The sequence below is a fragment of the Rothia nasimurium genome (assembly GCF_049068285.1).
GTDB classification, from domain to species: domain Bacteria; phylum Actinomycetota; class Actinomycetes; order Actinomycetales; family Micrococcaceae; genus Rothia; species Rothia nasimurium_I.
Genome location: NZ_JBLKPV010000012.1, coordinates 15,257 through 38,209, shown reverse-complemented (window position 1 = coordinate 38,209; position 22,953 = coordinate 15,257). Strand labels below are relative to the sequence as shown.

Here is a 22,953-nt window from a genome sequence, read left to right as displayed (position 1 = left end):
TTAGGCTTCAATTCCACCGGACACGAGCTTTTCGCCCTTTTCGAAGTGGGGGCGGAGCTTATTGTCGAACATTGAGAGGGCAGCACCAATTGCCATGTGCATATCGAGGTACTTGTAGGTACCCAGGCGTCCGCCGAAGAGGACGTTCTGTTCACCACCGGCGAGTTCGCGGTACTTCAGGAGCATTTCGCGGTCGGCGTTGGTGTTAATGGGGTAGTAGGGCTCATCGCCCTTTTCGGCAAAGCGTGAGTACTCGCGGTGAATAACGGTGGCGTCCTTGGTGTAGTCACGTTCGGGGTGGAAGTGACGGAATTCGTGGATACGGGTGAAGGGGTAGTTAGCATCGGGGTAATTCATGACGGAGCAGCCCTGGAAGTCTTCGATGTCAAGAACTTCTTCTTCAAGGTCGATGGTGCGCCAGGACAGGTCACCTTCGGCGTAATCAAAGTAGCGGTCAACGGGACCGGTGTAGACAACGGGCACCTGGCCGAGGACCTTGGAGCGGGAGTATTCGTGGCCCTCTTCGAAGAAGTCAGTGTTGAGGTGAACTTCGATGTTGGGGTGGGCTGCCATTCGTTCCAGCCAGGCGGTGTAGCCATCTACAGGCAGACCCTCGTACTTGTCGTTGAAGTAGCGGTTGTCGTAGTTGTAACGCACCGGCAGGCGGGAAATGATGGAAGCGGGAAGGTCGGCAGGGTCGGTCTGCCACTGCTTTGCGGTGTAGTGCTTGATAAAGGCTTCGTAGAGCGGACGCCCGATAAGAGAAATACCCTTATCGTTGAGGTTCTTGGGGTCGGTGCCGGCCAGTTCGCCAGCCTGCTCCTGAATCAGGGCCTTGGCTTCTGCCGGTGAGTAGGAGGCATTAAAGAACTGGTTGATAGTACCCAGGTTGATGGGCATGGGGTAAACAATCCCATTGTGGTTTGTGTATACACGGTGGGTGTAGTTGGTGAACCCGGTGAAACGGTTGACGTACTCCCAGACCCGTTCGTTGGAAGTGTGGAAGAGGTGGGCGCCGTAGCGGTGGACTTCAATGCCGGTCTTTTCTTCGTTCTCGCTGTATGCGTTACCGCCAATATGGTGGCGACGGTCCAGCAGGGCAACCTTGAGGCCGAGTTCGGTTGCAGCCTGCTCTGCGATGGTCAGGCCGAAAAGGCCAGAGCCTACTACTACAAGATCAGCGTTCACTTACATACTCCTTGTTTGGGGCTGCAACCTGATTTGGCAGGGAGCTGCCGTTCTCTGCTTTCTACGGTGTAGAAACATTGGGGTTGGCTTGCCTGAGTTGGGGGCAAACACAGTTATAGATAAAACTACCGGATTCTAGGCCCAAGTGTCTGAAAAATTGGCTTTTGGAGCCGTGTGATTATTCCCCCGAGCGGCGCCCCGCTTCTGTCTGAGTGCTTTGTTATCGAAATTGTTGAATATTTTTCCACCTAACAAGCTCAAAACAACTTTATAAGGTTGTTTTTGCGGTTTGCGCCCTTGCAATGGCACATCTTCTGGTGTCTAGTGCATCGCATGGATCTAAAACTGAGAGTTCAGCAGCCGGGAGCTTCGTCCTTCCGGGCCGTGCACCTTACCCTGAGTGGGCACCCAACAGGGGTCTTCCTCTGGAAAGAACTATGCCAGCTGTGGAACACCGATGCCTACGTTTGGTTCCTGGAAGGAAAGGATATTAGGGCCCTATCTCCCCTTGAAATCCATGACTTAGACGGGGCAACTTTTAGCTGCGAACAACTTTCAGAAAGTACCGGTTTATCTCAAGGTAACCGGCCACTTTTTACCCTCACTGTCGTTCACGGGCCTGATTCTCAGCAACGGTTCCCCCTTGCCCGAGGCCTTTGGAGTCTAGGCAGAGATGCTCAACATCTTCGTATCGATGACACGGCCCTTGAACCGATACACGGTTATCTCGAAGTTTCGGGTACGGGAATTGCCTTCGTACAGGGAAATCATTCAACTCCCGTGGCCTTGGGCCAGTCGTTTCAAGTGGGCAACAGCATTTGTGTGGTTGATCGGGTTTCAAATGCTGAGTCAGGGCTATTTGTCGATCCATCCGTTCGAGAAATTGATATTCCCGCAGCACGGCCCCTGTGGTTAAACGTGGTGATGGTCGGTTTCCCTGTTGTCATTGGTTCTTTACTAGCCTGGTACACAGGCCTTTGGTTCATCCTTTTATTGGCTTTGGGGTCCTCTCTTGTGATGGGGTTGCAATTGCTTTCCCCAGGCAGGGAAACCAGTCGGAGTAAGAAATTATTCGCCCCACTGGTTGCAGATGAGCTTGCTTCGATGGCCCGGTATCGGGGGCACCGCTCAGTTGCCCCCGATCAAGGGTTCGTCATCGGACGAGGACGTCGGCCTATCCGGGCCGTGTGCGCTCACCAAAAGTCGGGGGAGCTTCCAGTCATTGATGGTGTTCCCTGGATAGTTTCTTTCGAGCAAATACCGCACGTTTGGCCTCAGCTTCCCTTAGCTTCGCAGAGGGCCTTGATTTGTCAGTTGCTTCATCGGGGCGTTACCTGCTCTGTCCCCGCTGATTTAGCATCCGGTGCTGCTCTTGCTGATCACCTACCTGGCTATAGTGAAGTTCTCGAAGCCCTTGCTGGCTCTTCAAAGGTTCAGCTTGTAGGCATCAACCAGGTTCCGCAGTTATCAGGCGGTGTTCTGTTCACTCCCCGTATGATTCCGCGTGTTCCAGACTATGTCACCCAGCTTGTAGTAGGTAATCAAGGAAGTAGTGGGATCATTGAGATTCCTGAGGGCTGGGAGTCTGTCATTCCCGACGGGATGTCGAGTACCCGGATGATGGATGAGCTGCATGAGACCAGGGCTTTTGCTGGTGCCCTGTCTCCCCGTAGGCCTGAGCGCACCTCCTGTATCCCCAACTTTGAGCGGCCATCCGATTATAAGCTGTTTGATAGGACTTGGGCGCCAACTGTTTCTTTTTATCTTGGGTTGGATATTGAGTCGGGTTCAGATCTTTGTCTTGACATGACTAATGAGGGCCCCCATTTCTTATGTGCAGGCACAACAGGCTCTGGAAAATCACAGTTACTTCGGACGATTCTGTGGTCTATGGTTTTGCAATACCCTCCCGAACGTTTGGGGCTAGTACTGATTGATTTCAAGGGAGGCGCTGGACTCGGCCCCTTGGCTCCCCTGCCCCATGTTGCCGCTTTTATCACCGATTTAGATGACACTTTGATGGGACGTACGCTTCAGTATTTACGGGCTGATTTGAATACTCGGAAGAAACTTTTTCTCCAAGCAGGTGTGAGTTCCTACGAAGATTACCTACAGGTCTGTCGTGATCGGCAACTTGCTCCTGAAGTGCCTGAATTAGTTCTCTGCATCGATGAATTCAAAATGCTCGTGGACGACTACCCAGATATCATGCAAGAAATCATGCGCATCGCAACGATCGGCCGGTCTCTGGGTTATCACCTCATGTTGGCAACGCAGAGACCCCAGGGCGCTATTTCACAGGACATCAGGGCAAATATCTCGTCAGTAATCTGCCTGCGAGTCAGCTCTGCCCAAGAATCATTGAACGTCCTTGGTTCTGATGAAGCAGCTAGCATAGCTTCGACCGATCCTGGGCGAGGCTTCCTCAGTAAGGGTAGTGGTCAGCTCATTGAGTTTCAGGCACCCCTTCTTGACGGACTGTATCAGGTAGAAACCTCTGACAATATCAAGGTACGTTTTGTTTTGGACCAAAAGCCAGTGAAGGCTGCACATGAACCTAATTCTGGTGCTTTGACTGATCGGGAGCTGCAAACCCTCAATTCATCGCTTCATACCAGCCCTCAAGCAACCCGTTACCAACCAATTCCGGAGGTTCCAGCTGGCCCCCTTGTGACCCTTCAGCACTCAGAGGTAAATACCGGTTGCACCTACGTCCTGGGTGATTACGAGATTCCTGAATTGGCAGTTCAGCAGACCTTGCGATGGGGAAGTTCTCCTGAGCCCCTACTCATGATGGCCAGCCCAGCAGACCGGGCTGTGCCCCTTCGGGTATTGCTTTTCCAATCTGTTGCACACCAAAATCCAGTACTCTTTTTCACAGAATCTGAGCAAACAGCAGCCGAGTATCGGTCCTTGTTCAGCCAATACAGCCAGATACAGATACTGACTCCAAAAGATCTGGACTTTATGCGTCTCATCCTGGCAGAACTATCCCAGCCAATAGGCCGTAGTTTTCTGCTTCTCATCGATGGTTTTGACACCTTGACGGAGCTATTAGCCCGCCATCCTGAAGCTGAATCACAGCTGTTAGAAGCAATTACTTCGCCCAATCCCGTTCGCCACCGCATATTCTGCGTTGCCATGCAACAGGTCCGGGGCAAGTTCCAGCAGGCCTTTACGCACATTCTGTATTCTGCCCAGGCAATTCAAGCCCACCCCGTGAAATCCCACCAGAAAGATTATCCCCGTCCGCCTCAGGGCCTGTGGGCTCTTGAAGGGAAGGCAGTAAGCGGATATGCCCAAGGGAAGATCATTGCAGCTCACTTTACCTGGGCCCGGTTTGACCAAAAATCGTATGCCCAGTTTCAATCAATATCGATGTCTCCAGCGCCGGGAGGCAGTGCGTTATGGCCCCCATTGCCTCAGCAGGTTTCAGTGAGCCAGTTTCTCCAAGCTGGGTCGGGATTTGCACCTAAACAGGACGCCCTCCTTCTGGGCTTAGATCGGAATCATAGGCCTGTGTATTTACCCACAGGCAACAACACATTGGTACCAGTTTGTGGAAATGAAAAGTCAGGAAAAAGTACTTTGCTAGCCAGCCTGATTCAGGCAAACCCGGGCCAGAGTTTCATCAAGCTCTCCGCGACCCAGCACCCTAGCCTAGAAGATATTGAAGCAGCCTTATCCCAGCAAAATAGCTCAAACCGGCCCACCCTTCTCATTGATGATTTAGAGTTCCTCCCGGCAGACGTCCAGCAAGGAATCCTAAAGTTGAAAGACCGCTTTGACCTGATACTTTTTACCTACAAACACTGGCCGCGCTGGAGCACATCCCCCATCCTCTCAGCCGTGCATGGTGCGTCGACCGGCTTAGCCCTCCGTCCAGAAAACCCCATGGACCTAGGGTTCTTCCAAGGCACTCCCCTACCACTCGATCTCCGGACAGACGGCAAGGTACCCGAAGGCAGGGCTGTGCTCTTCACTGGTTCAATGGTCTTGGCCTTTCAGGTGGCCTTACCTGAACCTGGAACTAACGGCGCTCAGGTCGCTCAAGACTACCTGCCCCTAGATACCCCATAGTGTCCTTCGAAAACAGCAGGAGAACAGCGCAACCAGCTAAAACTGTAGAGCTAATCCCCATGAGATAGAAGCCGCCCAAGGCGGTTTGCACCCCAATAATGACTGCAAAAAGCTGCCAGACTAAAACCAGGGGCTGACCGAATCGTTTCCCCTGATACAGGGCGAACAAGCCAAGGCCAAGCGCACCTGCAAGAATAAAGTAAAAGCTGGCTAGTACAGTTGCAGGCCCTAACTCATCTGCCCTTATTGTTCCCCAAATAGCCACAACGACAAGGTAGATCATTTGAAGTGCGCCAATGAAGGCTACTATCAGGACGCTGGTTGGGGCTTTCAGTGAAGATTGAGGTCGGTTATTCGTCATTTTTACTCCTTGTTTCCTGCAATATGAGGGACCTTCTCCCCTCTAGGATAAGCGTCCAGGAGTGTCAGCTCTCACGCACTTTCACCCCCGACTGCACACCTGTGACATTTACCTCAGGGGTTAGGAGTATTTTGGCTCATAAACCCCTTGTCTAAGTCCTCATAACGTGCGAGAGTTATTGAGGTTCAAGTTTGGCCCCTTGTCAAAGGGGCCAGATTTTTTTGTTAGTTGCTGGTGAGTTTTCATCAGCTAATCCGGTTACCCCTATAGGAGAGCATGCTAATGGATTGGCGAAGCCGTGCTGCTTGTCTGGAAAAAGACCCTGAACTCTTCTTCCCAGTAGGGAACACCGGGCCTGCCCTGCTTCAGATTGAGGAAGCGAAGAATGTTTGCCGTAGCTGCACTGTTATGGACACATGCCTGCAGTGGGCAATTGAAACTGGCCAGGATTCAGGTGTCTGGGGAGGCATGAGCGAAGACGAGCGTCGCGCCATGAAACGACGGGCTGCCCGTGCTCGTCGAGCTTCCTAAAGGACACTCAACCTATGAGTTTCATGTGGGGCTATCCCTTCGATCGGATAGCCCCACTTTTTTATTTTCCCAGTCTTCTAGATTTCAGGTACTTCTATTGTTACCAGCGTTCCCCCCTTTGAACCTGCTGACCAGTGAATCGATCCATTGAGCTCACTAGAAACCAGTGTCTTGACGATTTGGGTACCCAGGCCAGTGGTGGAGGCACCTTCTTCTAGTTCCTGAATCTTCTGATCAGGGATTCCTTCGCCACTGTCTTGAACGGTGACCACCATGCTATGGTTTTGCTTCTCGTCGTAATGGTGGCGACACCCTAATGTAACCGTGCCCGTTTCCCCTGCCAGACCATGTTCTACTGCGTTAGCGACTACCTCATTTATCACAAGGGCAAGAGGTGTTGCGATCTGGCTGGGCAGCATACCGAAGGTACCTTCGATGACGGTCTCAACATGTTGGCCGGGCGAAGCCAGTTCGGCTGCCAGACGGAACTGCCGACCAATCAACTCATCAAAATCAACGTCCTGGTTCAATCCCTGCGATAGGGCTTCATGAACCAAAGCGATTGTGGCAACCCGCCGCATCGCTTGCTCTAGGCCCTCTTTGGCTTCCGGAGTGGTCATTCGTCGGGATTGGAGTCTGAGCAAGGCAGAAACTGTCTGGAGGTTGTTCTTAACCCGATGGTGAATCTCCCGAATCGTGGCATCCTTAGACATCATTTCCTGTTCCCTGTGCCTCAGCTCGGTGACGTCCCGGCACAGCAAAACTGCCCCGTAGCGTTCTTCGCCCAAGCGGGAAAAATGGCGGAGGGGAATAGCTCTGAAGGTCACGCTCTTACGATGGGCTTTGATTTCAGCCCGCCACGGCATACGTCCGGTAAGGACCAGTGGCAGGGTTTCGTCGGCCTTCTCTCCGGACGGCAGGAGGGCCCGAGTCACCTCTAGGAGACTGTTACCAATTAAATCGCCCTCATAATTAATTCTCTTGTAGATCGAGAGGGCATTGGGCGAAGCATAGGTTACCCGGCCATCCGTATCTACCATGATCAAGCCGTCGCTGACCCGTGGATTGCCATGAGCGGTACCCACCGGGGCTGAGAACTCCGGCCAAGCTCCTCGTGAAACCATCAACAATAGGTGGTGCGAGACGTCCCGGTAAACCCGCTCAGCTTTCTGTCGTTTACGGGTTCCTAAACTTTCCCTGTGGACCGACAGCAAAGCAACCGTCCGCCCATTACGAATCAGCGGGAAGAACTCTGTATCGAGGACGATATCAGTGAGGTAATGATCGTCCTTCACTGTTTTAGGGGTTTGGCTATTCCAACTAGCCACTGCCCTGTCCACCAAATCAGCCATGAGAGGCACGCCCACCAGGTCCTGATAGAAAACGGTATGTGTAGTGGAGGGGCGGATCTGAGCAACGCTGACAAAACCAGTGGAAGCAGGTAGGGATTGGGAAAGGGAGAAATGGTCGGAAATAGTCTCCCAATCAGGAATCCACAGCATCAAATCGCAGTAGCCAGTATCTGCGATGATTTGCCATTCATTTGTTAGAAGATGCAGCCATTCAATATCTCCCGGCCCGTAGACACCTGTTTTCGTGAGGACTTCAGTTAGAGTCACGATACATCGCTCCTAGTTAACTCTGGTTGCCGTACTATGCTGTTGCCGGTTCCGCTGGGGTATCTGTGCGGCCAGTCTTACTACACAGCCTAGGCTGGTAGCGCTAAGAGCTCCTAATTATCCAGTTGATATTTCATTGTTGGTTCCTCCACGCAACCTACCTAGCAGCGCAGGGATAACTAGGGTTAACTTGGTTTTCTTTTCCGTGCGAACCAGTTCCGCCTTTGTTTTCCAGTGTGGCTACCTGCCTGGTCTTCTTTCCCTTCAGGACGTCCTATCCCCAGCTTCCGGTGCACAAGGTCAGTGAGCATCTTCATCTCTTGGGCAATAGTTGAGTTAGGGTCAGTTTCGAAGACAGTTTGGCCAGCCAACCTGGCTTTTTCAACAGTCGTTGAGTCATCAGATAGAAAGAAATCTATCGGGTGATTGGGGCCAAATCGTTTCCAGGAATGTTCCAGAGCACCACGGGCAGCCGGACCTACTGATTCAGAACGGACCCGGTTTACGGCAATGGTGATGTCTGTTTCTTCAAGCTGTTCAAACTGTTGTTTCAGGTGCTCGTACCCCTTAATCAACCGGGGAATACCCACAATATCTGCCTGACCTATCACTACAGTATGGTCACCAGTTGCTATGGCTGCAAGCGTAGCATCGTTTCGCTGAGGTGCCAGGCCATCAAAAGTGAGGGCTTCATCCTCCTCAAGACAGAAGCCGGTGTCAACAACGACGATATCGTAAGCAGCCGTCAAAGAAGCAATAACCTGTTCAAAAGTATGCCGTCGGATTTCAGCCCAACGGTCTGGTCTGTTAATCCCTGTGATGACGTCTAGGGATCCATGCGAGAGGGAGATACTGGTTCTTAGTTCCTCGACTGTATTTTGGGTCAGCTGGCCTCTTTCTGCGTGGTGGCAGAGCTGGGCAAGACTGGAATACTCGTCGGTGAGGCCAAGAACGGCGCTGACAGCAGGTCCGTAGGTGTCTGCGTCTACCAGGCACACAGAATAGCCTTTTTCCGCATAGGCTGCAGCTATATTTACCGCAATTGTGGTCCGGCCGGGTGCGCCGGTTGGCCCCCACACAACAATGGTTTGTCCGTGTTTTCCAGTAGATGATTCAGCTGGTTGGTTATCTGGTGACTGACTAGATTGGTCCTCGCCTTCAGGAATATCGGCTCCCACCTCTGCTGCCGGAACCCCAGCCCCCGGGGTCCTTTCCTCTGGTTCAGTTCCCTGCCCAGAAGCTAGGTCATCGACTGCCTGTTGGATTGAAGAGATTACCTCAGAGATATCAGCTAAAGAATCGATGTAGGTGACCTGGTTGAAACGGGTTTGCTCATCCACATCGTTGATTACGCAGACGGCAACATCTGCTTCTACCAGTGAGGTCACTGTCGAAAGGGTCAGTTCCTCGGACTGGGTGACGATCAGAGCTGCCCTTGCTATTCCGCTTCGTGCAATCCCTAACAGTTCTCCCATGTCCTGGATATGGCGGATCACATTGACGTTCCCGCGTTGGGCTTCAATTCCAGAGATGAACCGACCGCTGACGTCCCCAAGGACAAGAAGGGGAATATGCATCATGATTATCCCTCCCCATAGGCTGCCGGAATCAGGTTAATCGCTGCCCCGCCGTTGGACGCACTCAAGACCTGGCTCAGTTGATCGGCGTTGACCCACAGCTCAACTGCGGTTTTACCTGTTCCGCCAATGATAGATTCCTGAGCAGTGATTGAGTGGATCTCTGCATGGGATACCAGGCTCTGGGGTGCCTCATAGTCGTTTGACCCCTCACGTTTGAAGGAAACCCAAACATCCACCAGGTCTCCTGATGAGAACCCGGCAACCGCGTAATGGTCCATCAGCAGGGTGGTGAGGCGGCGTCCGTCCTTCAATTCATCAGTAATTTCAGATGACGCAATCAGCTCCCCGGACTTAATCGGCTGCATAGCAACAGTCCCCTCTGTGAGCTCAACGTCAGCCCTCACATAGTGACCAGCAGACTCACCCAACTGGACGTCCACCACCTTAAGATTTGCGGACGTAAGGGCATCACCAATTTTGATATCAGAAGAAGCCATGTAGAAGGGTTCAGATTTATTGGCAAACCGTACGATTCCAACAACTCCCACTACGGACACAAGAATCAGTAATAGACCAATCACAAGTTTGGGGTCTTTGAACCCAGGCTTCTTGTAGCGGGTAGCTTCAGACTGCGTTGACATAATGACACCTCTTTGAGTCACATCAATTCTCAGCTGGCTAGGAGTTTTCCTCAACCATCTCTAGTTTTTCTGAGTTTACACTTCTGGCCACGCCCCAGGAAATATTTCACGCCAATCGTGCCCTATTTGTATCAAATAATTTCAAACTAAGTCATTCTGCACTAAGATAGGTCAACATCTAGAGAACTACACGACCCCACCGAGAGGCAAACAAATGGCCGAGCCCCGTTTTCTCACCCTGACTGACGTCGGGGAGATACTCAACATTTCCGCAAGCCAAACTCGGGCCCTGGTGCGCAGCGGTGAGCTCAAGGCGATCCAGATTGGTGGACGGAACCAGTGGAGGGTCGAACGAACCATGCTCGAAGAATACATCAAAGAGCGTTACGCTATGACCGAAGAAGCTATCAAGAACGATCGCATCAACGCCAACTCCCTCTAACTTCCTTCCACCTATTCAACACGCACGGACGCAATTTGAGCTTGGGGAACGTCCCTCAGGCTCAGCACCCTCCTGCCACTAGCAGGATTTATATGCTCAATTGCCATCTGGCAGTAGTCAGCACCCACCGCAACAATTACGCCCTCTGTACTGTGTCCAGAGTTGCCACCGTGGTCTATCCGTACCCTTTTTCTGCCTGTTGCAAGCGCCCTCAAGACTGAGTTCAAGGTGAGCTTTCTGGCGACCCCACCCGCTTCTACATACGCTTTTGACGTCTCCCCCTCCCACCAGAGAATTTCGGTGAGAGGGACGATAATCTGACCCGAATCAACGGCAAGGCGGATCCAGCCCATGCCAAGATCAACAAGTTGCCCCCGCCAAACTTCGCTGTATCGCCAAGCAATGGTCACAGATGTACCAATGTGAGCAGCTAGCCGGTCCGCCATCGTGATGCGTGAGAGCTCCTGCTGGCGGAGCTCTTGAGCGTCAACTTCATACTCCCGCTGTCTTTGAGCATCAAGCTGGGCCTCAATATCCCTGAACAGTAGATCAAGCGTATCCATAGGTCAGACCCTACCTGTTCTTCCAGAGAAACAGAAAAAGTTTGACAAAATTACCTACTAGCCTTGAAAGCTCACCAAACATCAGTAACATAATTACATATCATCAAACTACATCAAATGACATGATACGAGGTGATTTCAATGAAGAAGCCAGCTCCGCTCAGCATCGCGAAGAACCTTGCCCAGCCTGTTCTTGCGTCCGTTGGCTTGGTGGTGGGTGTTTCCCTTCTAGCCCCCGGCCATAGAGTGAGCATGAGTTCACCTGCCCACCTCGAGGCTTGGTTCAGCTGGTTTGTTCTTGCTGGAATCACGGTTCTGTGTGGGATTATCGTCCTGTGGTGGTTGGCAGGCGCAACCTACCTTGCAGGGCGTTACCTCCTATCCCGCATCGCCCCGGGTACTTACGTCATGGTAGCTCCCGTTTGGGCCCCTCAAGCGATGAAGGCTCTCGTAGCTGGTTCCATAGGTATTAGTACCCTGATGGGTACAGGTCTCTCCAGCGCTGCCGCGGCTTCCCCATCTGCACCTGTAGCTGTGCTTCAAGAGTCCGTGGGCATCTCCCAGTTTCTCCCGAGGGCTCCTTCCCTATCCCCAATGCTGCCTATCCAGTCTGAGAGTGACGCAGGTTCTGCTGGGCTCTACCAGGTACAGACTGTTGGTTCTATCAGGTCAGCTTCGGAGTTATCGCCAATGTTGCCTGTAGCGCCTTCGGTGGTGACAGAAAGTATCCCTATACCGATTGTTGAAGCTGCCCAGAGCAGGTATATGACTATTTCGCCCTTTTTTGGTGCTAGTCAGCGATCTGCAGTTGGTGAGGATGTAAAAGGTACCGGTGCCGATACGGGTAACGCTCCCCTTTTCTATACCGTCGTTGCTGGTGACACTTTGTGGTCGATCGCTGAGAAGCATCTCCCGGCGTCTGCTACCGGTGCTGAAGTGTTAGCAGCTGTATATGCCATTCAAGAGAGCAATCAAGATTTGATCCCCACCCTTGATTCTTTGATTTTCTCTGGTCAGACCTTAAAAATTTCCCTTTAAATTCCCAGATGAAGGATATTCCCATGAAGACAACTTTTCCCGAACATGATGATCGCCGGTTTTCCGCTATGGATATTGATTCGTATGCGCGTTCTATGGCTTTGGGGAGTAGGCCCCAGGCTGAGCAGTCTCGGGTCCAGGCTGTTCCTGTCATTGATGAGGAGGAGGCTGCTGTGGAGCAGCTTGGTATCAGAATTGGTACGGCATCGCTTGAGATTTTGATGGGCTGGAGGCCTGTGCATCAGCTGGCTGCATGGGTTTCGCCTGGTTGTTTACGGGCTTTTGAGAAGCAAGTTGCTTTGGTTCGGCAGGTGATTGAGGAACGTCATCGGAAATTCCCGCCGGTGAAGTCCCAGGTTCCTCCTCAGCCTTTGAAGCCGTGTCGGATTATTGTGCAGAAGGTTTCTCCGGTGGCTTTTGAGATGAGCTTGTTGGTAACTGATGGTTGGATGACGCGGGCTGTGGCCCTACGGGCCGATAAGGTGAGGAAGAGTTGGAAGATCACTTCTCTTCAGGTTGCATAAAAGTATCCCCCGGATGTTTTGAAATCCGGGGGATATTTTTGTTCTTAGTCCAGGTAGTCGCGCAGTACCTGGGAACGGGAGGGGTAACGGAGCTTAGACATGGTCTTGGACTCAATCTGGCGGATACGCTCGCGAGATGAGCAGGATTTTTCCGAGCGCGCGAGGAAAGAAAAAATCCTGCGAATTGGTTACCCGCGAAGCACCATATTCTTAGTCCAGGTAGTCGCGCAGCACCTGGGAACGGGATGGGTGACGGAGCTTAGACATGGTCTTGGACTCAATCTGACGGATACGCTCGCGGGTAACCCCGTAGACCTTACCGATCTCGTCCAGGGTCTTGGGCTGGCCGTCGGTCATGCCGAAGCGCATGGCGACGACGCCTGCCTCTCGTTCTGAGAGGGTGTCGAGGACGGAGTGGAGCTGCTCTTGGAGCAGGGTGAAGGAAACTGCGTCTGCGGGGACGACGGCTTCGGAGTCTTCGATGAGGTCACCGAATTCTGAGTCGCCATCTTCACCGAGCGGGGTGTGCAGGGAGATGGGTTCGCGGCCGTATTTTTGAACTTCGATGACCTTGTCGGGGGTCATATCGAGTTCTTTGGCAAGTTCTTCGGGGGTGGGTTCGCGGCCGAGGTCTTGGAGCATTTGACGCTGGACGCGGGCCAGCTTGTTGATGACTTCGACCATGTGGACGGGGATTCGGATGGTGCGGGCCTGGTCAGCCATGGCGCGGGTGATGGCCTGTCGGATCCACCAGGTGGCGTAGGTTGAGAATTTGAAGCCCTTGGAGTAGTCGAACTTTTCGACAGCGCGGATGAGGCCGAGGTTGCCCTCCTGGATGAGGTCGAGGAAGAGCATACCGCGACCGGTGTAGCGCTTTGCGAGGGAGACGACGAGTCGGAGGTTGGCTTCGAGCAGGTGGTTCTTGGCACGGCGACCGTCATGGATGACCCAGCGGAGTTCTTTTTTGAGCTGGGGGTCCATGTCGGGGTTTTCTTTGAGCTTGTGCTCGGCGTAGAGGCCTGCTTCGATTCGCATGGCAAGGTCTACTTCTTGTTCTGCATTCAGCAGGGCGACCTTACCGATTTGCTTGAGGTAGTCCTTGACGGGGTCGGCGGTTGCACCGGGGGTGACGACGCGGACGGCGGGGGCGTCGTCTTCGTCGTTATTGGTGAGGACGAAGCCAGACCCCTTGGCGGCTACTGCTTCAGCTTCTTTTTTTTCTTCCTTGGTGACTGAATCGGAGTCTTCATCTTCGTCCTCTTCGAGGTCGTCGATGTCTTCATCGTCTACGATGTCTTCGTCAAGGTCGAGGTCGTCTTCTGTGAAGTCGTCCTCTTCTTCTTTTGCCTTGCGACTCTTTTTGGGCACGGCTTTTTTGGTGGCAGTTTTTTTGGCCCTCTTGGGTGCTGCCTCAGCTACGTCGTCATCTGCTTCTAGGGTTTCTGCCGCTTCCTCAGCTTTTTTAGACTTGGTGCGGGTTGAGGTTTTTTTAGCGGTTGCTTGAGTGGCAGCGGTTTCGCTGGCTGCTTTCTTGCGTGCGGCTGGTGACACAGAAAACCTTTCTGAGCTAATTGACCGTAGCGAGTAGATTGCGGTGTTTGCGGTCAAAACACCTAAGACCCTGTCAAGAGCACCGTACGGTTTTCTCATTTTTCCTGGGGTCTTCACCAGATGAACACTGGTTTGGTTGACTTTATTCCAGGAAAAGCAAGAAATTGTTCTTGGCACGCCTTGATCGGGGTCAATAGTCTAGTATGACATGTTTTAGGTGTGGTTTCCACGAGGCGGGGCTTGTTGAGGCCCTGTTATGGGTCACTTTCTGGGTGTAACCGGGGTTTCGGTAATCCAGAGGGGTACTGCACCGGAGGAGATCAGCTCCTTGATCGGCAGGAGGGACGCGGCCTCATCGATGAGGTCAGCCTTGGTGAGTAGGATTTCAGCTTCCGATGAGTATCCGAAGCACCAACGTATCCAGGCTTGCAGAATCATGAAGTGGGCTTCTGCCCGGGGCATGGAGATGTTTTCTAAGAGGGCTGCCAGACTTTCAAGGGCAATAAGTTCTAGCCACTGGGGCTGGCCTTCTTTTGCTCCTAAGAGGGACGTGGCCATGTGGCGGATTGATTGGGGGCAGGCTGGCCTTTTGAGGTTTTCTGGATCCATTTCAAGGGTGTGTTCTGGGCACCCGATACCTCTTAGATCCTCAGCGGGTGGGAGAACCTGGCAGGGTTCCTGGTGGGGGCCAGCCCAGTTCTTGCCTTCGGTTGCTGCTGTGTACCGTATGGCTTCGCTGACTACTGCGGGGGATTCTAGGGCTGATCCCAGTACAAATTGTAGGGTAATTTTGCTTTCCATCGAGGACGCTAGGTGGGCTGAGATGGTGGGGGTGAGAAGGTTCCGGAGCCTGTCCCCTACCATGTATTCCTGGTGGCCATTGAGGACTTTTCTTCTCACCCGTTGGGCTTCTATGCATGTTGGGGCCTCACCAAATTGGTTCCTAATGTCTTCAGCGATGGCGGTGAGCACCTGCCCCCAAATAGTTATGTCTGCTTGAAGCTGGACGATGGGGTGCGGGTTGAGGGTCTGCCGTTGGTAGACCGAGTCAGTGCAGAGTATTTCAGCGTGGGCTAGCCAATGGTCGCATTCGTCTTTGTTGTGGGTGAGCAAGGGATCTGGGCTTTGTAGTTCTGCGCTCTGTTCAAGGCTTTCTGCTATCACATGGCCTTGGGTCAGAAAATCAAGATAGACGTTGCTGAACCTAATATCTGCCACCGAGCACACCTGTTCCAGATCAAGTTTGTCAGCCCCAAGCGCCCACAGGTTTTCTTGGCCAATGATAATCAGGTCCAAAAGTTTGAGCTGGCGCTGGGCTGTCTGGGCTGCTAGCTCTGGCAACAGACTGGTATTGGAGATGGCCAGTAGCTCCTCCTCTCTCAGGGTCTTGTGCTGGTTTAAGTGGGGCTTAGACCTTGATGAGTTCCTTTGGGTAAAGGCAAGGACGAAGACCCGGTCATTTACTGCCCCACCGGGGGATTCAGCAGGTAGGTAATCCAGAAAAGCACTTACAGCTTCTTTAATGGGGGTTTCAGTGAGTATTGGAAGATCGACCCGGAGAAGGGGGCCAATGCCCTGGCCGTCTGAGCCGAGGAGCACTAGTGAGTTGTCTGGCCAGTAGCCCATTAGGAAGAGGGCAGCTGCAACGACGTCTCGTTCGTTGCTGACTCGGGCGGTCAAGGGGCTGTGGGAATGGGAGTTGAAGGTATTCATAGCTCCACGGTGCGGCATGAGCCCCACCCTTGACCAGGCAACCCGGCCCCTGTTGATAGTCGTCCTCCACCTAGACTGCTGGCCTGACCTGCCTTTTCTCCCCCGGATCTAGGGTGGTACCGGGAAAATTGGTGAATTCCTTGCAGAATCTAGCACTTTGATGACGGGCTTTATCCACAGGTCAGTGAAATGGCAGAACCGGGTTATTGGGTGTCAGTAGGGTTGGTATCACCCTGTGTCTGGCTGTTCTTGAAGAGGAATTCTTCGATTTCAGCCCCGATTTCATCGCGTGAGGGGATCCGCCCAGCTGCCCGCTCAGACAGGGGACGGGACGCCCCCCACTGGGCAGTGTTGGCATCGTAGTTTTCTTCAAGCCGGTTGATCATCATCTGGATGTCAGGGTTTGCGCTGGCCTGTTCATCAATCTGATGTTGGACGTTGACAGATAGCTCCCGTAGCCGGTCTGAGGGCAGACTCAGCTGGGCAGCCATGGAGAGGTGTTCCATTGCCACCAGCGCGGTCTGGGGCAGTTCTGATTCAGAGAGATACTGGGGTACGTTGACCGAAAAGCCAGCCGTTCCCACCCCGGCCTCCGTTAGCCGTACTTCCAGGAGGCTGGAAACTGAGCCGGGGACGATAGCGTCCGGCTGGTAGGCAGAGATTCCGGCCGTCAGGTCCTTGCGCGAGCCGTGGGCGGTTACGGGAATCGGACGGGTGTGAGGCACGGGCATAGGAAAAGCAGTTACCGAGAGGGCAACAGAGACTTCAAGTTGAAGGGCTATATCTACCACTTCAGCGGTAAATTTTTGCCAGCGGAGGTCAGGCTCTGCACCGGCCAACAGCAGGAAGGGCTTTCCCAGGCGGTCTTCAACGACGTAGAGTTTCAGCTCCGGGAGTACCGGGTCAACGAAACGGTCCTTGCGGAAGGCAATGCGGGGGCGTCGGGTCCGGTAATCATGCAGCTGGTCGGAATCAAACTCGATGATGGCCACGTTTTCTAGCTCGTGCAGCAATACCTCCCCAAGGTGGCCTGCTGTCCCCCCTGCGTCCTGGGGGTGGGAGAGGGCAATAACCAGGGGCAGGCCTTTGAGGCGCGGATTATCCAGGGCACCTGCATGGGCTATGTAGAGAGTGTCGTGGTTATTCATAATCTTCTGCCTCCTCGTCCTAACTGCCGGGGTGGGTGGTAGACATGTCTGGGCCCTCGGTTTCTCACCAAGAGCCGACATGGGCCAGCTTGTTTCAAGATCCCCGTGTCGTGATTATAACCTGTAGCACCTTCCCCTTATTCCCACTTCCCGCGTGCAGGACAGAATAGTTGGTTGTGCCGGGGCCGCCTGTTCGCTGAGCGTGATGTCAGGCCTCAATTGGGTTGCTTAGGTTACATTTTCTAGCTCTGAGGGCATAGGCTTAAGTCTTGAGTGCCAAGCCACAGCCCTCTTGGTGCAGGCGCTGGCCCCATATACCCTGATCCAACAAGGAGACTTCAATGAGCGAATCTCATGATCTTTCTTTCTCTGTATCTACTCCCAACCTAGAAGACCTGGACGTCAATGTTCTGGTCTTGGGCGTACATTCAGATAAGGAAGGCCCCTTCCTCGCAGCTAATGCTCTCGATGACGAGACAGCTGAAGGCTTGGAGGCAATTTTGGAGGACGTCGGGGTCACCGGCGCCCAAGACGAGCTTGTCCGCCTGCCCGGCTTTGAAGGCGTAGGTGCCGACGTCGTTGCCCTCATCGGCATGGGCGCCCAGAAGGAGGACGCCGCGGCCCGCCTGGTTGCCCTGCGTTATGCAGCAGGTTCCGCCGTCCGCCAGCTTGCAGGCACTGATAGCCTTGCCCTAGCCCTGGGCACCGATGAGGTAGAGGAAGTTGCTGCCGTTGCTGAAGGTGCCGCCTACGGCGCTTTCGCCGACTCCCAAATGCGTGTCAAAACAGCTGACTCTATCAAGGCACCGGTAGCTGACGTCACGATTGTCACTGCCTTGTCATCCGCTGAGGCTGAAGGGGTTCTGACCCGGGCCCTGATTCTAGGTGAGGCCGTTGACCACACCCGCCGCCTGGTCAATACTCCCCCCTCCCACCTTTACCCTGAGACCTTTGCTGAGCGTGCCCTGGCCCGCCTGGAAAATCTGGATCAGGTCGAAACCAAGGTGTGGGACTACGAGGAACTCGTTGCCGAAGGTTTCGGCGGTATCGCCGGGGTCGGCCAGGGCTCAGAACGTAAGCCCCGCCTGGTAGAGATTAAGTACACCCCCGCTGGAGCTACTAAAACCGTTGCTCTGGTGGGCAAGGGTATCACCTTTGATACCGGTGGTATCTCCCTAAAGCCTGCCGGGTCCATGACCACCATGAAGTCAGATATGGCTGGCGCCGCAACCGTCCTCAACGTTGTAGCAGCCGCCGCAGAACTCAATATCCCGGTAGCTGTCAGCGGTTACCTCTGCCTGGCTGAGAACATGCCCGGGGGCAATTCCATCCGCCCTGAAGACGTCCTGACCATGCGTAGCGGCCATACCGTAGAGGTTATGAACACCGACGCTGAAGGCCGCTTGGTCATGGCCGACGGCCTGGCCCTGGCCTCTGAGGCTGAACCGGACGTCATCCTCGACATCGCCACCCTCACCGGTGCCCAGCTGATTGCCCTGGGTGTGCGTACCGCAGCCGTCATGGGCGCTGAGGACGTCCGCAACCAGGTCCTCGACGCTGCCCGGGCCGCAGGCGAAGACTACTGGCCCATGCCCATGCCCGAGCACCTGCGTTCCAGCCTCAAGTCCCCCGTCGCTGACCTCCAGAACATCGGCTCCCGCTACGGTGGCATGCTGGTCGCAGGCCAGTTCCTGGAAGAGTTCGTGGGTGAAAAGGACGGAGCCAAGATCCCCTGGGCCCACCTGGATTTCGCCGGCCCCTCCTTCAACGAAGAGGGCCCCTACGGCTACACCCCCAAGGAAGGCACCGGTCACTCCGTTGCCACCCTCATCAAGTTCATTGAAGGCTACCAGGCCTAAAATTTAGTAAGGCTAGTCCCCGATGAATAGCGCCCCGCCCTGGATAAACCTCCAGGTGGGGCGCTTTCATATCCCTATAAATTTAACGTGGGATGCACCATATCTCACACCGTTTACCCGCCGGGTGATCTTTGATCTGCCCGACTCCCTACCCGACAGCCCTCCCCTAACGAAGGTAAATTACCTAGTCACAGGCAAATATATTGCGAAAACCTCATCGGCTTGCTGCTTCCAGGTTGAGGCAAACCAACCGGTAACAATCAACCGCCCAATGGTGGTAGTCAGCCCCTACAAGATATAAGCTAGAAAACGACAGTACATAAGGGGGCTTATGCCTCCGCGACCCATGCAAGGGAGCGTCAACGTGGCCGATTCGGCAACAACAGAATTCGATATCCTCATCCTCGGTGGCGGTAGCGCCGGTTACTCCGCAGCTCTGCGCGCAGTACAGCTGGGCTTCACCGTAGGTCTCATCGAAAAGAGCAACCTGGGCGGCACCTGCCTGCACACCGGTTGCATCCCCACCAAGGCTTACCTGCACGCCGCAGAACTGGCTTCTGAAGCTAAGGAAGCATCAAAGTACGGCGTCAACACCACCCTTGAGTCCATCGACATGGCCAAGGTCCGCGACTACAAGGACGGCATCGTCGCCGGCAAGTTCAAGGGCCTGTCCGGTCTTCTGAAAATGAAGAAGGTCACCGTCATCGAAGGTGAAGGCAAGCTCACCGGCAAGGACACCATCACCGTCGCTGGCACCGAATACAAGGGCAAGCACATCATCCTGGCTTCAGGTTCAGTCTCCAAGACCTTCGGTATCGAGATCCGCGACCGCGTCCTCACCTCCACCGAAGCCCTGCAGATGGACTACCTGCCCAAGAGCGCAATCGTCCTCGGTGGCGGCGTCATCGGCTCCGAGTTCGCCTCCATGTGGAACTCCATGGGTGTTGAGGTCACTATCATTGAGGGTCTGCCCCACCTGATCCCCAACGAAGACCCCTCCATCATCAAGGTCGTTGAGCGCGAATTCAAGAAGCGCGGCATCAAGTCCTCACTGGGCAAGTTCTTCAAGACCGTTGAGCAGGACGCCAACGGTGCCAAGGTCACTCTGGAAGACGGCACCGTTTTCGAGGCCGACATTGTTCTCGTGGCTGTAGGCCGTGGCCCCAACACCGAGGGCTTCGGCTACGACGAGCAGGGCCTGACCATGGACCGCGGCTTCGTCATCACCAACGAGCGCCTGCACACCGGCGTCGGCAACATCTACGCAATTGGCGACATCGTCCCCGGCGTCCAGCTGGCCCACCGTGGCTACCAGCAGGGTCGCTTTGTTGCCGAAGAGATCGCCGGCCTTGCCCCCCAGATTGTTGAAGACATCAACATCCCCAAGGTCACCTTCTGCGAGCCCGAAATTGCCTCCATTGGCTACTCCCAGCCCAAGGCCGAAGAAAAGTTCGGCAAGGAGAACATCGAGGTTGCTGAGTACAACCTGGCCGGTAACGGCAAGTCCTCCATCCTGGGCACCGGCGGTCTGGTCAAGGTTGTCCGCGAAAAGAATGGCCCCATCATCGGCGTTCACGCTGTTGGTAAGCGTATGGGTGAGCAGATCGGTGAAGCCCAGATGTGGGTTGTCTGGGAAGCCTTCCCCGAGGATGTCGCCCAGTTCATCCACGCCCACCCCACCCAGAACGAGTCTCTCGGTGAGGCCGCTATGGCCCTCGCCGGTGCCCCTCTGCACGGCTAAATGAGTCTTCGGTAGGTGGCGCCTTCCAGCGCCACCTACCCTCTTTCAAATTTCATCACTCACAAGGAGAATACGAAGGACTATGTCCACTACCGTAGAACTGCCCGCACTGGGCGAATCCGTGACCGAGGGTACCGTTACCCGTTGGCTCGTTGAGGTTGGCGAAACCGTTGAGGTTGACCAGCCCATCGTTGAAGTTTCCACCGATAAGGTTGACACCGAGGTGCCTTCACCTGTTGCAGGCGTCGTTGAAAAGATTCTGGTTGAAGAGGACGAGGACGTCGAGGTCGGCGCCCCCCTCATCATCATCGGCGACGGTTCCGGTGCAGCTGCTGAAGCTCCCGCTGCCCCCGCTGCTGAAGAAAAGAAGGAAGAAGCTCCTGCTCCTGTAGCTGAAGAAGCTCCCGCAGCTGCAGCTCCTGCTGCCCCTGCAGCGGGTTCAGCCTCAGGCACTGAAGTAACCCTGCCTGCCCTGGGCGAATCCGTCACCGAAGGCACCATCACCCGCTGGCTTAAGGAAGTGGGCGAAGAGGTTGCTGTTGACGAGCCCCTCGTTGAGGTTTCCACCGACAAGGTTGACACCGAGGTTCCCTCACCCGTAGCAGGCACCCTGCTCGAAATCCGCATCCAGGAAGATGAGGATGCAGAGGTAGGCCAGGTACTGGCAATCATCGGCGACGCATCTGCTGCAGCTACTGCCCCTGCCGCTCCTGCAGCTCCCGCAGCTGAAGAGAAGAAGGAAGAAGCTCCTGCTCCTGCAGTAGAAGCTCCCGCAGCCGCTGAAGCTCCCGCTGTTGAACTGCCCTCTGGCGAAAACGGCGAAGCCTACGTCACGCCCCTGGTTCGTAAGCTGGCTAAGCAGGAAGGCATTGACCTCTCCACCCTCAAGGGCACCGGCGTTGGTGGCCGTATCCGCAAGCAGGACGTCCTGGCTGCAGCTGAGGCCAAGAAGGGTGCTGCTGCCCCTGTTGCCTCAGCTCCCGCTGCCGAAGCTCCTGCGACCGCCGCCCCCGCCAAGCAGGAAGCCCCCAAGGCTGCTGCCTCCTCCAAGCGTGGCACCACCGAGAAGGCTCCCCGCATCCGTCAGACCGTTGCTAAGCGCATGGTTGAGTCCCTGGCCGTTTCAGCCCAGCTGACCACCGTCCAGGAAATCGACCTGACCCGCCTGGTTGCCCTGCGCAACAAGGCCAAGGCTGGCTTCGAGGCTCGCGAGGGCACCAAGCTGACCTTCCTGCCCTTCTTCACCAAGGCAGTCACCGAAGCCCTGCAGCAGTTCCCCCAGTTCAACTCATCCATGAGCGATGACTTCAAGGAAATCACCTACCACGCATCCGAGAACATCGGTCTGGCAGTTGACACCCCCAAGGGTCTTCTCGTGCCCGTCGTCAAGGACGCCGGTGAACTGAACATCTCAGGTATCGCCAAGAAGATCAACGACGTTGCCAAGCGTGCCCGCGACGGCCAGGTTGGCCCCGAGGAGCTGTCAGGTTCAACCTTCACCATCTCCTCCACCGGTCAGACCGGCGGTGTCTTCTTCACCCCGATCATCAACCAGCCCAACGTTGCAATCCTCGGCATCGGTTCCACCAACAAGCGCCCTGCAGTTATCCAGGACGCCGAAGGCAACGACGTCATTGCAATCCGCTCACTGGCTTACTTCTCCCTGACCTACGACCACCGTGTTGTTGACGGGGCAGACGCAGGCCGCTTCCTGGCCTTCCTCAAGAACCGTCTTGAAGAAGCAGCCTTCGAAGCTGAGGTTGGCCTCTAAAATCCCGTCAAGCTATTTCAGCTGACACATGAGCAGGTGCCCTATCGGTTGATCCGGTAGGGCACCTGCTGTACATACGTCTGCCTTGCCTGCGTGGCCACTCCCACACCGCTTTTACTGTCAAAGTGTCGCTAAGCCGCAGTCCCTTAAGTAGACTTGTCATTATGACGATCGCATTTTCAATTCTTCTTTTCTTGCACCTGGTCGGTGCAGCCATGGTTTTCGGCATCTGGATTGGCACCTTCAAAAAAGGTGTTGTGCTACCGGGCCAGTTCCATGCGGCCCTTCTGCAGGTCGTAACTGGTTTTGCCCTCTATTTCATTCAGATGGCTCACAACATGCAGCTCAACCACATGATGATTGGCATCAAGATGGTGATTGCCCTGGTCATCGCCGTAGCTGCCTTCATGGGTCAGAAGAAGTACAAGGCCGCTAAGGCCCTGGGCACCCCCGAAGCAGGCAAGAACATTGGCCTGGCTCATACTGTAGGTGGCCTTGCCCTCATCAACATCGGCATCGCTGTTTTCATGCAGGGCCCCCTGATCTAAGACAGGTCACCTCATCCAGGGACCCAAAGGGTAGGGACGGAAAAACCGTCCCTAC

18 protein-coding genes are annotated in these 22,953 nt (G+C 54.6%); 9 read left to right on the top strand and 9 right to left on the bottom strand.

The window, feature by feature from the left end:
- A complete protein-coding gene (gene glf, locus ACMXX3_RS10265; RefSeq protein WP_421084611.1) occupies positions 1 to 1,188 on the bottom strand; it encodes a UDP-galactopyranose mutase in 1,188 nt (395 codons plus the stop codon).
- A 333-nt stretch (positions 1,189 to 1,521) separates the two neighbouring features.
- Here glf and ACMXX3_RS10260 point away from each other — a divergent pair, with 333 nt between their 5' ends.
- A complete protein-coding gene (locus tag ACMXX3_RS10260; protein ID WP_421084610.1) occupies positions 1,522 to 5,268 on the top strand; it encodes an FtsK/SpoIIIE domain-containing protein in 3,747 nt (1,248 codons plus the stop codon).
- On the opposite strand, the gene ACMXX3_RS10255 is transcribed toward ACMXX3_RS10260, so the two are convergent.
- A complete protein-coding gene (locus ACMXX3_RS10255; protein ID WP_421084609.1) occupies positions 5,219 to 5,629 on the bottom strand; it encodes a hypothetical protein in 411 nt (136 codons plus the stop codon). The genes ACMXX3_RS10260 and ACMXX3_RS10255 overlap by 50 nt on opposite strands.
- 282 nt (positions 5,630 to 5,911) lie before the next feature.
- Here ACMXX3_RS10255 and ACMXX3_RS10250 point away from each other — a divergent pair, with 282 nt between their 5' ends.
- Positions 5,912 to 6,160, top strand: a complete 249-nt coding sequence (locus tag ACMXX3_RS10250) for a WhiB family transcriptional regulator (protein WP_135013289.1) — start codon at positions 5,912 to 5,914, stop codon at positions 6,158 to 6,160.
- A gap of 77 nt (positions 6,161 to 6,237) precedes the next feature.
- Here ACMXX3_RS10250 and ACMXX3_RS10245 read toward each other — a convergent pair whose 3' ends face one another.
- The 3 genes from ACMXX3_RS10245 to ACMXX3_RS10235 all read right to left on the bottom strand — a co-directional run bounded on the left by ACMXX3_RS10245 (position 6,238) and on the right by ACMXX3_RS10235 (position 10,000).
- A complete protein-coding gene (locus ACMXX3_RS10245; RefSeq protein ID WP_421084646.1) occupies positions 6,238 to 7,782 on the bottom strand; it encodes a sensor histidine kinase in 1,545 nt (514 codons plus the stop codon).
- Between the two features lie 182 nt (positions 7,783 to 7,964).
- Positions 7,965 to 9,359 carry an AAA family ATPase gene (locus tag ACMXX3_RS10240; protein WP_421084608.1) on the bottom strand — a complete coding sequence of 465 codons (1,395 nt, stop codon included), beginning with the start codon at positions 9,357 to 9,359 and terminating at the stop codon, positions 7,965 to 7,967.
- A 2-nt stretch (positions 9,360 to 9,361) separates the two neighbouring features.
- Positions 9,362 to 10,000: an SAF domain-containing protein gene (locus ACMXX3_RS10235; RefSeq protein WP_421084607.1), complete on the bottom strand. Its 639-nt coding sequence runs from the start codon at positions 9,998 to 10,000 to the stop codon at positions 9,362 to 9,364.
- A 214-nt stretch (positions 10,001 to 10,214) separates the two neighbouring features.
- Between ACMXX3_RS10235 and ACMXX3_RS10230 the strand changes: the two genes are divergently transcribed.
- The gene (locus tag ACMXX3_RS10230) at positions 10,215 to 10,442 is read left to right on the top strand and encodes a helix-turn-helix domain-containing protein (protein WP_421084606.1); all 228 of its coding nucleotides are present in this window, start codon (positions 10,215 to 10,217) and stop codon (positions 10,440 to 10,442) included.
- Positions 10,443 to 10,453: 11 nt separating this feature from the next.
- Here ACMXX3_RS10230 and ACMXX3_RS10225 read toward each other — a convergent pair whose 3' ends face one another.
- The gene (locus ACMXX3_RS10225; protein ID WP_421084605.1) at positions 10,454 to 11,005 is read right to left on the bottom strand and encodes a hypothetical protein; all 552 of its coding nucleotides are present in this window, start codon (positions 11,003 to 11,005) and stop codon (positions 10,454 to 10,456) included.
- A 765-nt stretch (positions 11,006 to 11,770) separates the two neighbouring features.
- On the opposite strand from ACMXX3_RS10225, the gene ACMXX3_RS10220 reads away from it, so the two are divergent.
- Positions 11,771 to 12,043: a LysM peptidoglycan-binding domain-containing protein gene (locus ACMXX3_RS10220; RefSeq protein ID WP_421084604.1), complete on the top strand. Its 273-nt coding sequence runs from the start codon at positions 11,771 to 11,773 to the stop codon at positions 12,041 to 12,043.
- Positions 12,044 to 12,066: 23 nt separating this feature from the next.
- A complete protein-coding gene (locus ACMXX3_RS10215; protein ID WP_421084603.1) occupies positions 12,067 to 12,567 on the top strand; it encodes an Rv3235 family protein in 501 nt (166 codons plus the stop codon).
- 210 nt (positions 12,568 to 12,777) lie between these two features.
- Here ACMXX3_RS10215 and ACMXX3_RS10210 read toward each other — a convergent pair whose 3' ends face one another.
- From ACMXX3_RS10210 to ACMXX3_RS10200, 3 genes are all read right to left on the bottom strand, one after another.
- Positions 12,778 to 14,217, bottom strand: a complete 1,440-nt coding sequence (locus tag ACMXX3_RS10210; RefSeq protein WP_421084602.1) for an RNA polymerase sigma factor — start codon at positions 14,215 to 14,217, stop codon at positions 12,778 to 12,780.
- 162 nt (positions 14,218 to 14,379) lie between these two features.
- On the bottom strand, positions 14,380 to 15,849 hold the full coding sequence (locus tag ACMXX3_RS10205) for a DUF4192 family protein (protein WP_421084601.1): 1,470 nt from the start codon (positions 15,847 to 15,849) through the stop codon (positions 14,380 to 14,382).
- A gap of 185 nt (positions 15,850 to 16,034) precedes the next feature.
- Positions 16,035 to 16,979, bottom strand: a complete 945-nt coding sequence (locus ACMXX3_RS10200) for a proteasome assembly chaperone family protein (protein ID WP_421084600.1) — start codon at positions 16,977 to 16,979, stop codon at positions 16,035 to 16,037.
- A gap of 341 nt (positions 16,980 to 17,320) precedes the next feature.
- Between ACMXX3_RS10200 and ACMXX3_RS10195 the strand changes: the two genes are divergently transcribed.
- The 4 genes from ACMXX3_RS10195 (at position 17,321) to ACMXX3_RS10180 (ending at position 22,898) form a co-directional block, all read left to right on the top strand.
- Positions 17,321 to 18,838: a leucyl aminopeptidase gene (locus ACMXX3_RS10195; RefSeq protein ID WP_421084599.1), complete on the top strand. Its 1,518-nt coding sequence runs from the start codon at positions 17,321 to 17,323 to the stop codon at positions 18,836 to 18,838.
- Positions 18,839 to 19,184: 346 nt separating this feature from the next.
- Positions 19,185 to 20,579, top strand: a complete 1,395-nt coding sequence (gene lpdA / locus ACMXX3_RS10190; RefSeq protein WP_421084645.1) for a dihydrolipoyl dehydrogenase — start codon at positions 19,185 to 19,187, stop codon at positions 20,577 to 20,579.
- Between the two features lie 82 nt (positions 20,580 to 20,661).
- A complete protein-coding gene (gene sucB / locus ACMXX3_RS10185; RefSeq protein ID WP_421084598.1) occupies positions 20,662 to 22,350 on the top strand; it encodes a 2-oxoglutarate dehydrogenase, E2 component, dihydrolipoamide succinyltransferase in 1,689 nt (562 codons plus the stop codon).
- Positions 22,351 to 22,514: 164 nt separating this feature from the next.
- Entirely contained in the window at positions 22,515 to 22,898 is a 384-nt protein-coding gene (locus ACMXX3_RS10180) for a hypothetical protein (RefSeq protein WP_237188455.1), read from the top strand.
- Positions 22,899 to 22,953: the final 55 nt, after the last annotated feature.

Bases quoted from the DNA above. Each gene is read 5' to 3' on its own strand.
- ACMXX3_RS10260 (WP_421084610.1), top strand. From the start codon at position 1,522: ATGGATCTAAAACTGAGAGTTCAGCAGCCGGGAGCTTCGTCCTTCCGG.
- ACMXX3_RS10255 (WP_421084609.1), bottom strand. From the start codon at position 5,629: ATGACGAATAACCGACCTCAATCTTCACTGAAAGCCCCAACCAGCGTC.
- ACMXX3_RS10250 (WP_135013289.1), top strand. From the start codon at position 5,912: ATGGATTGGCGAAGCCGTGCTGCTTGTCTGGAAAAAGACCCTGAACTC.
- ACMXX3_RS10240 (WP_421084608.1), bottom strand. From the start codon at position 9,359: ATGATGCATATTCCCCTTCTTGTCCTTGGGGACGTCAGCGGTCGGTTC.
- ACMXX3_RS10235 (WP_421084607.1), bottom strand. From the start codon at position 10,000: ATGTCAACGCAGTCTGAAGCTACCCGCTACAAGAAGCCTGGGTTCAAA.
- ACMXX3_RS10230 (WP_421084606.1), top strand. From the start codon at position 10,215: ATGGCCGAGCCCCGTTTTCTCACCCTGACTGACGTCGGGGAGATACTC.
- ACMXX3_RS10225 (WP_421084605.1), bottom strand. From the start codon at position 11,005: ATGGATACGCTTGATCTACTGTTCAGGGATATTGAGGCCCAGCTTGAT.
- ACMXX3_RS10220 (WP_421084604.1), top strand. From the start codon at position 11,771: ATGACTATTTCGCCCTTTTTTGGTGCTAGTCAGCGATCTGCAGTTGGT.
- ACMXX3_RS10215 (WP_421084603.1), top strand. From the start codon at position 12,067: ATGAAGACAACTTTTCCCGAACATGATGATCGCCGGTTTTCCGCTATG.
- ACMXX3_RS10210 (WP_421084602.1), bottom strand. From the start codon at position 14,217: ATGAGAAAACCGTACGGTGCTCTTGACAGGGTCTTAGGTGTTTTGACC.
- ACMXX3_RS10205 (WP_421084601.1), bottom strand. From the start codon at position 15,849: ATGCCGCACCGTGGAGCTATGAATACCTTCAACTCCCATTCCCACAGC.
- ACMXX3_RS10200 (WP_421084600.1), bottom strand. From the start codon at position 16,979: ATGAATAACCACGACACTCTCTACATAGCCCATGCAGGTGCCCTGGAT.
- ACMXX3_RS10195 (WP_421084599.1), top strand. From the start codon at position 17,321: ATGAGCGAATCTCATGATCTTTCTTTCTCTGTATCTACTCCCAACCTA.
- lpdA (WP_421084645.1), top strand. From the start codon at position 19,185: ATGCAAGGGAGCGTCAACGTGGCCGATTCGGCAACAACAGAATTCGAT.
- sucB (WP_421084598.1), top strand. From the start codon at position 20,662: ATGTCCACTACCGTAGAACTGCCCGCACTGGGCGAATCCGTGACCGAG.
- ACMXX3_RS10180 (WP_237188455.1), top strand. From the start codon at position 22,515: ATGACGATCGCATTTTCAATTCTTCTTTTCTTGCACCTGGTCGGTGCA.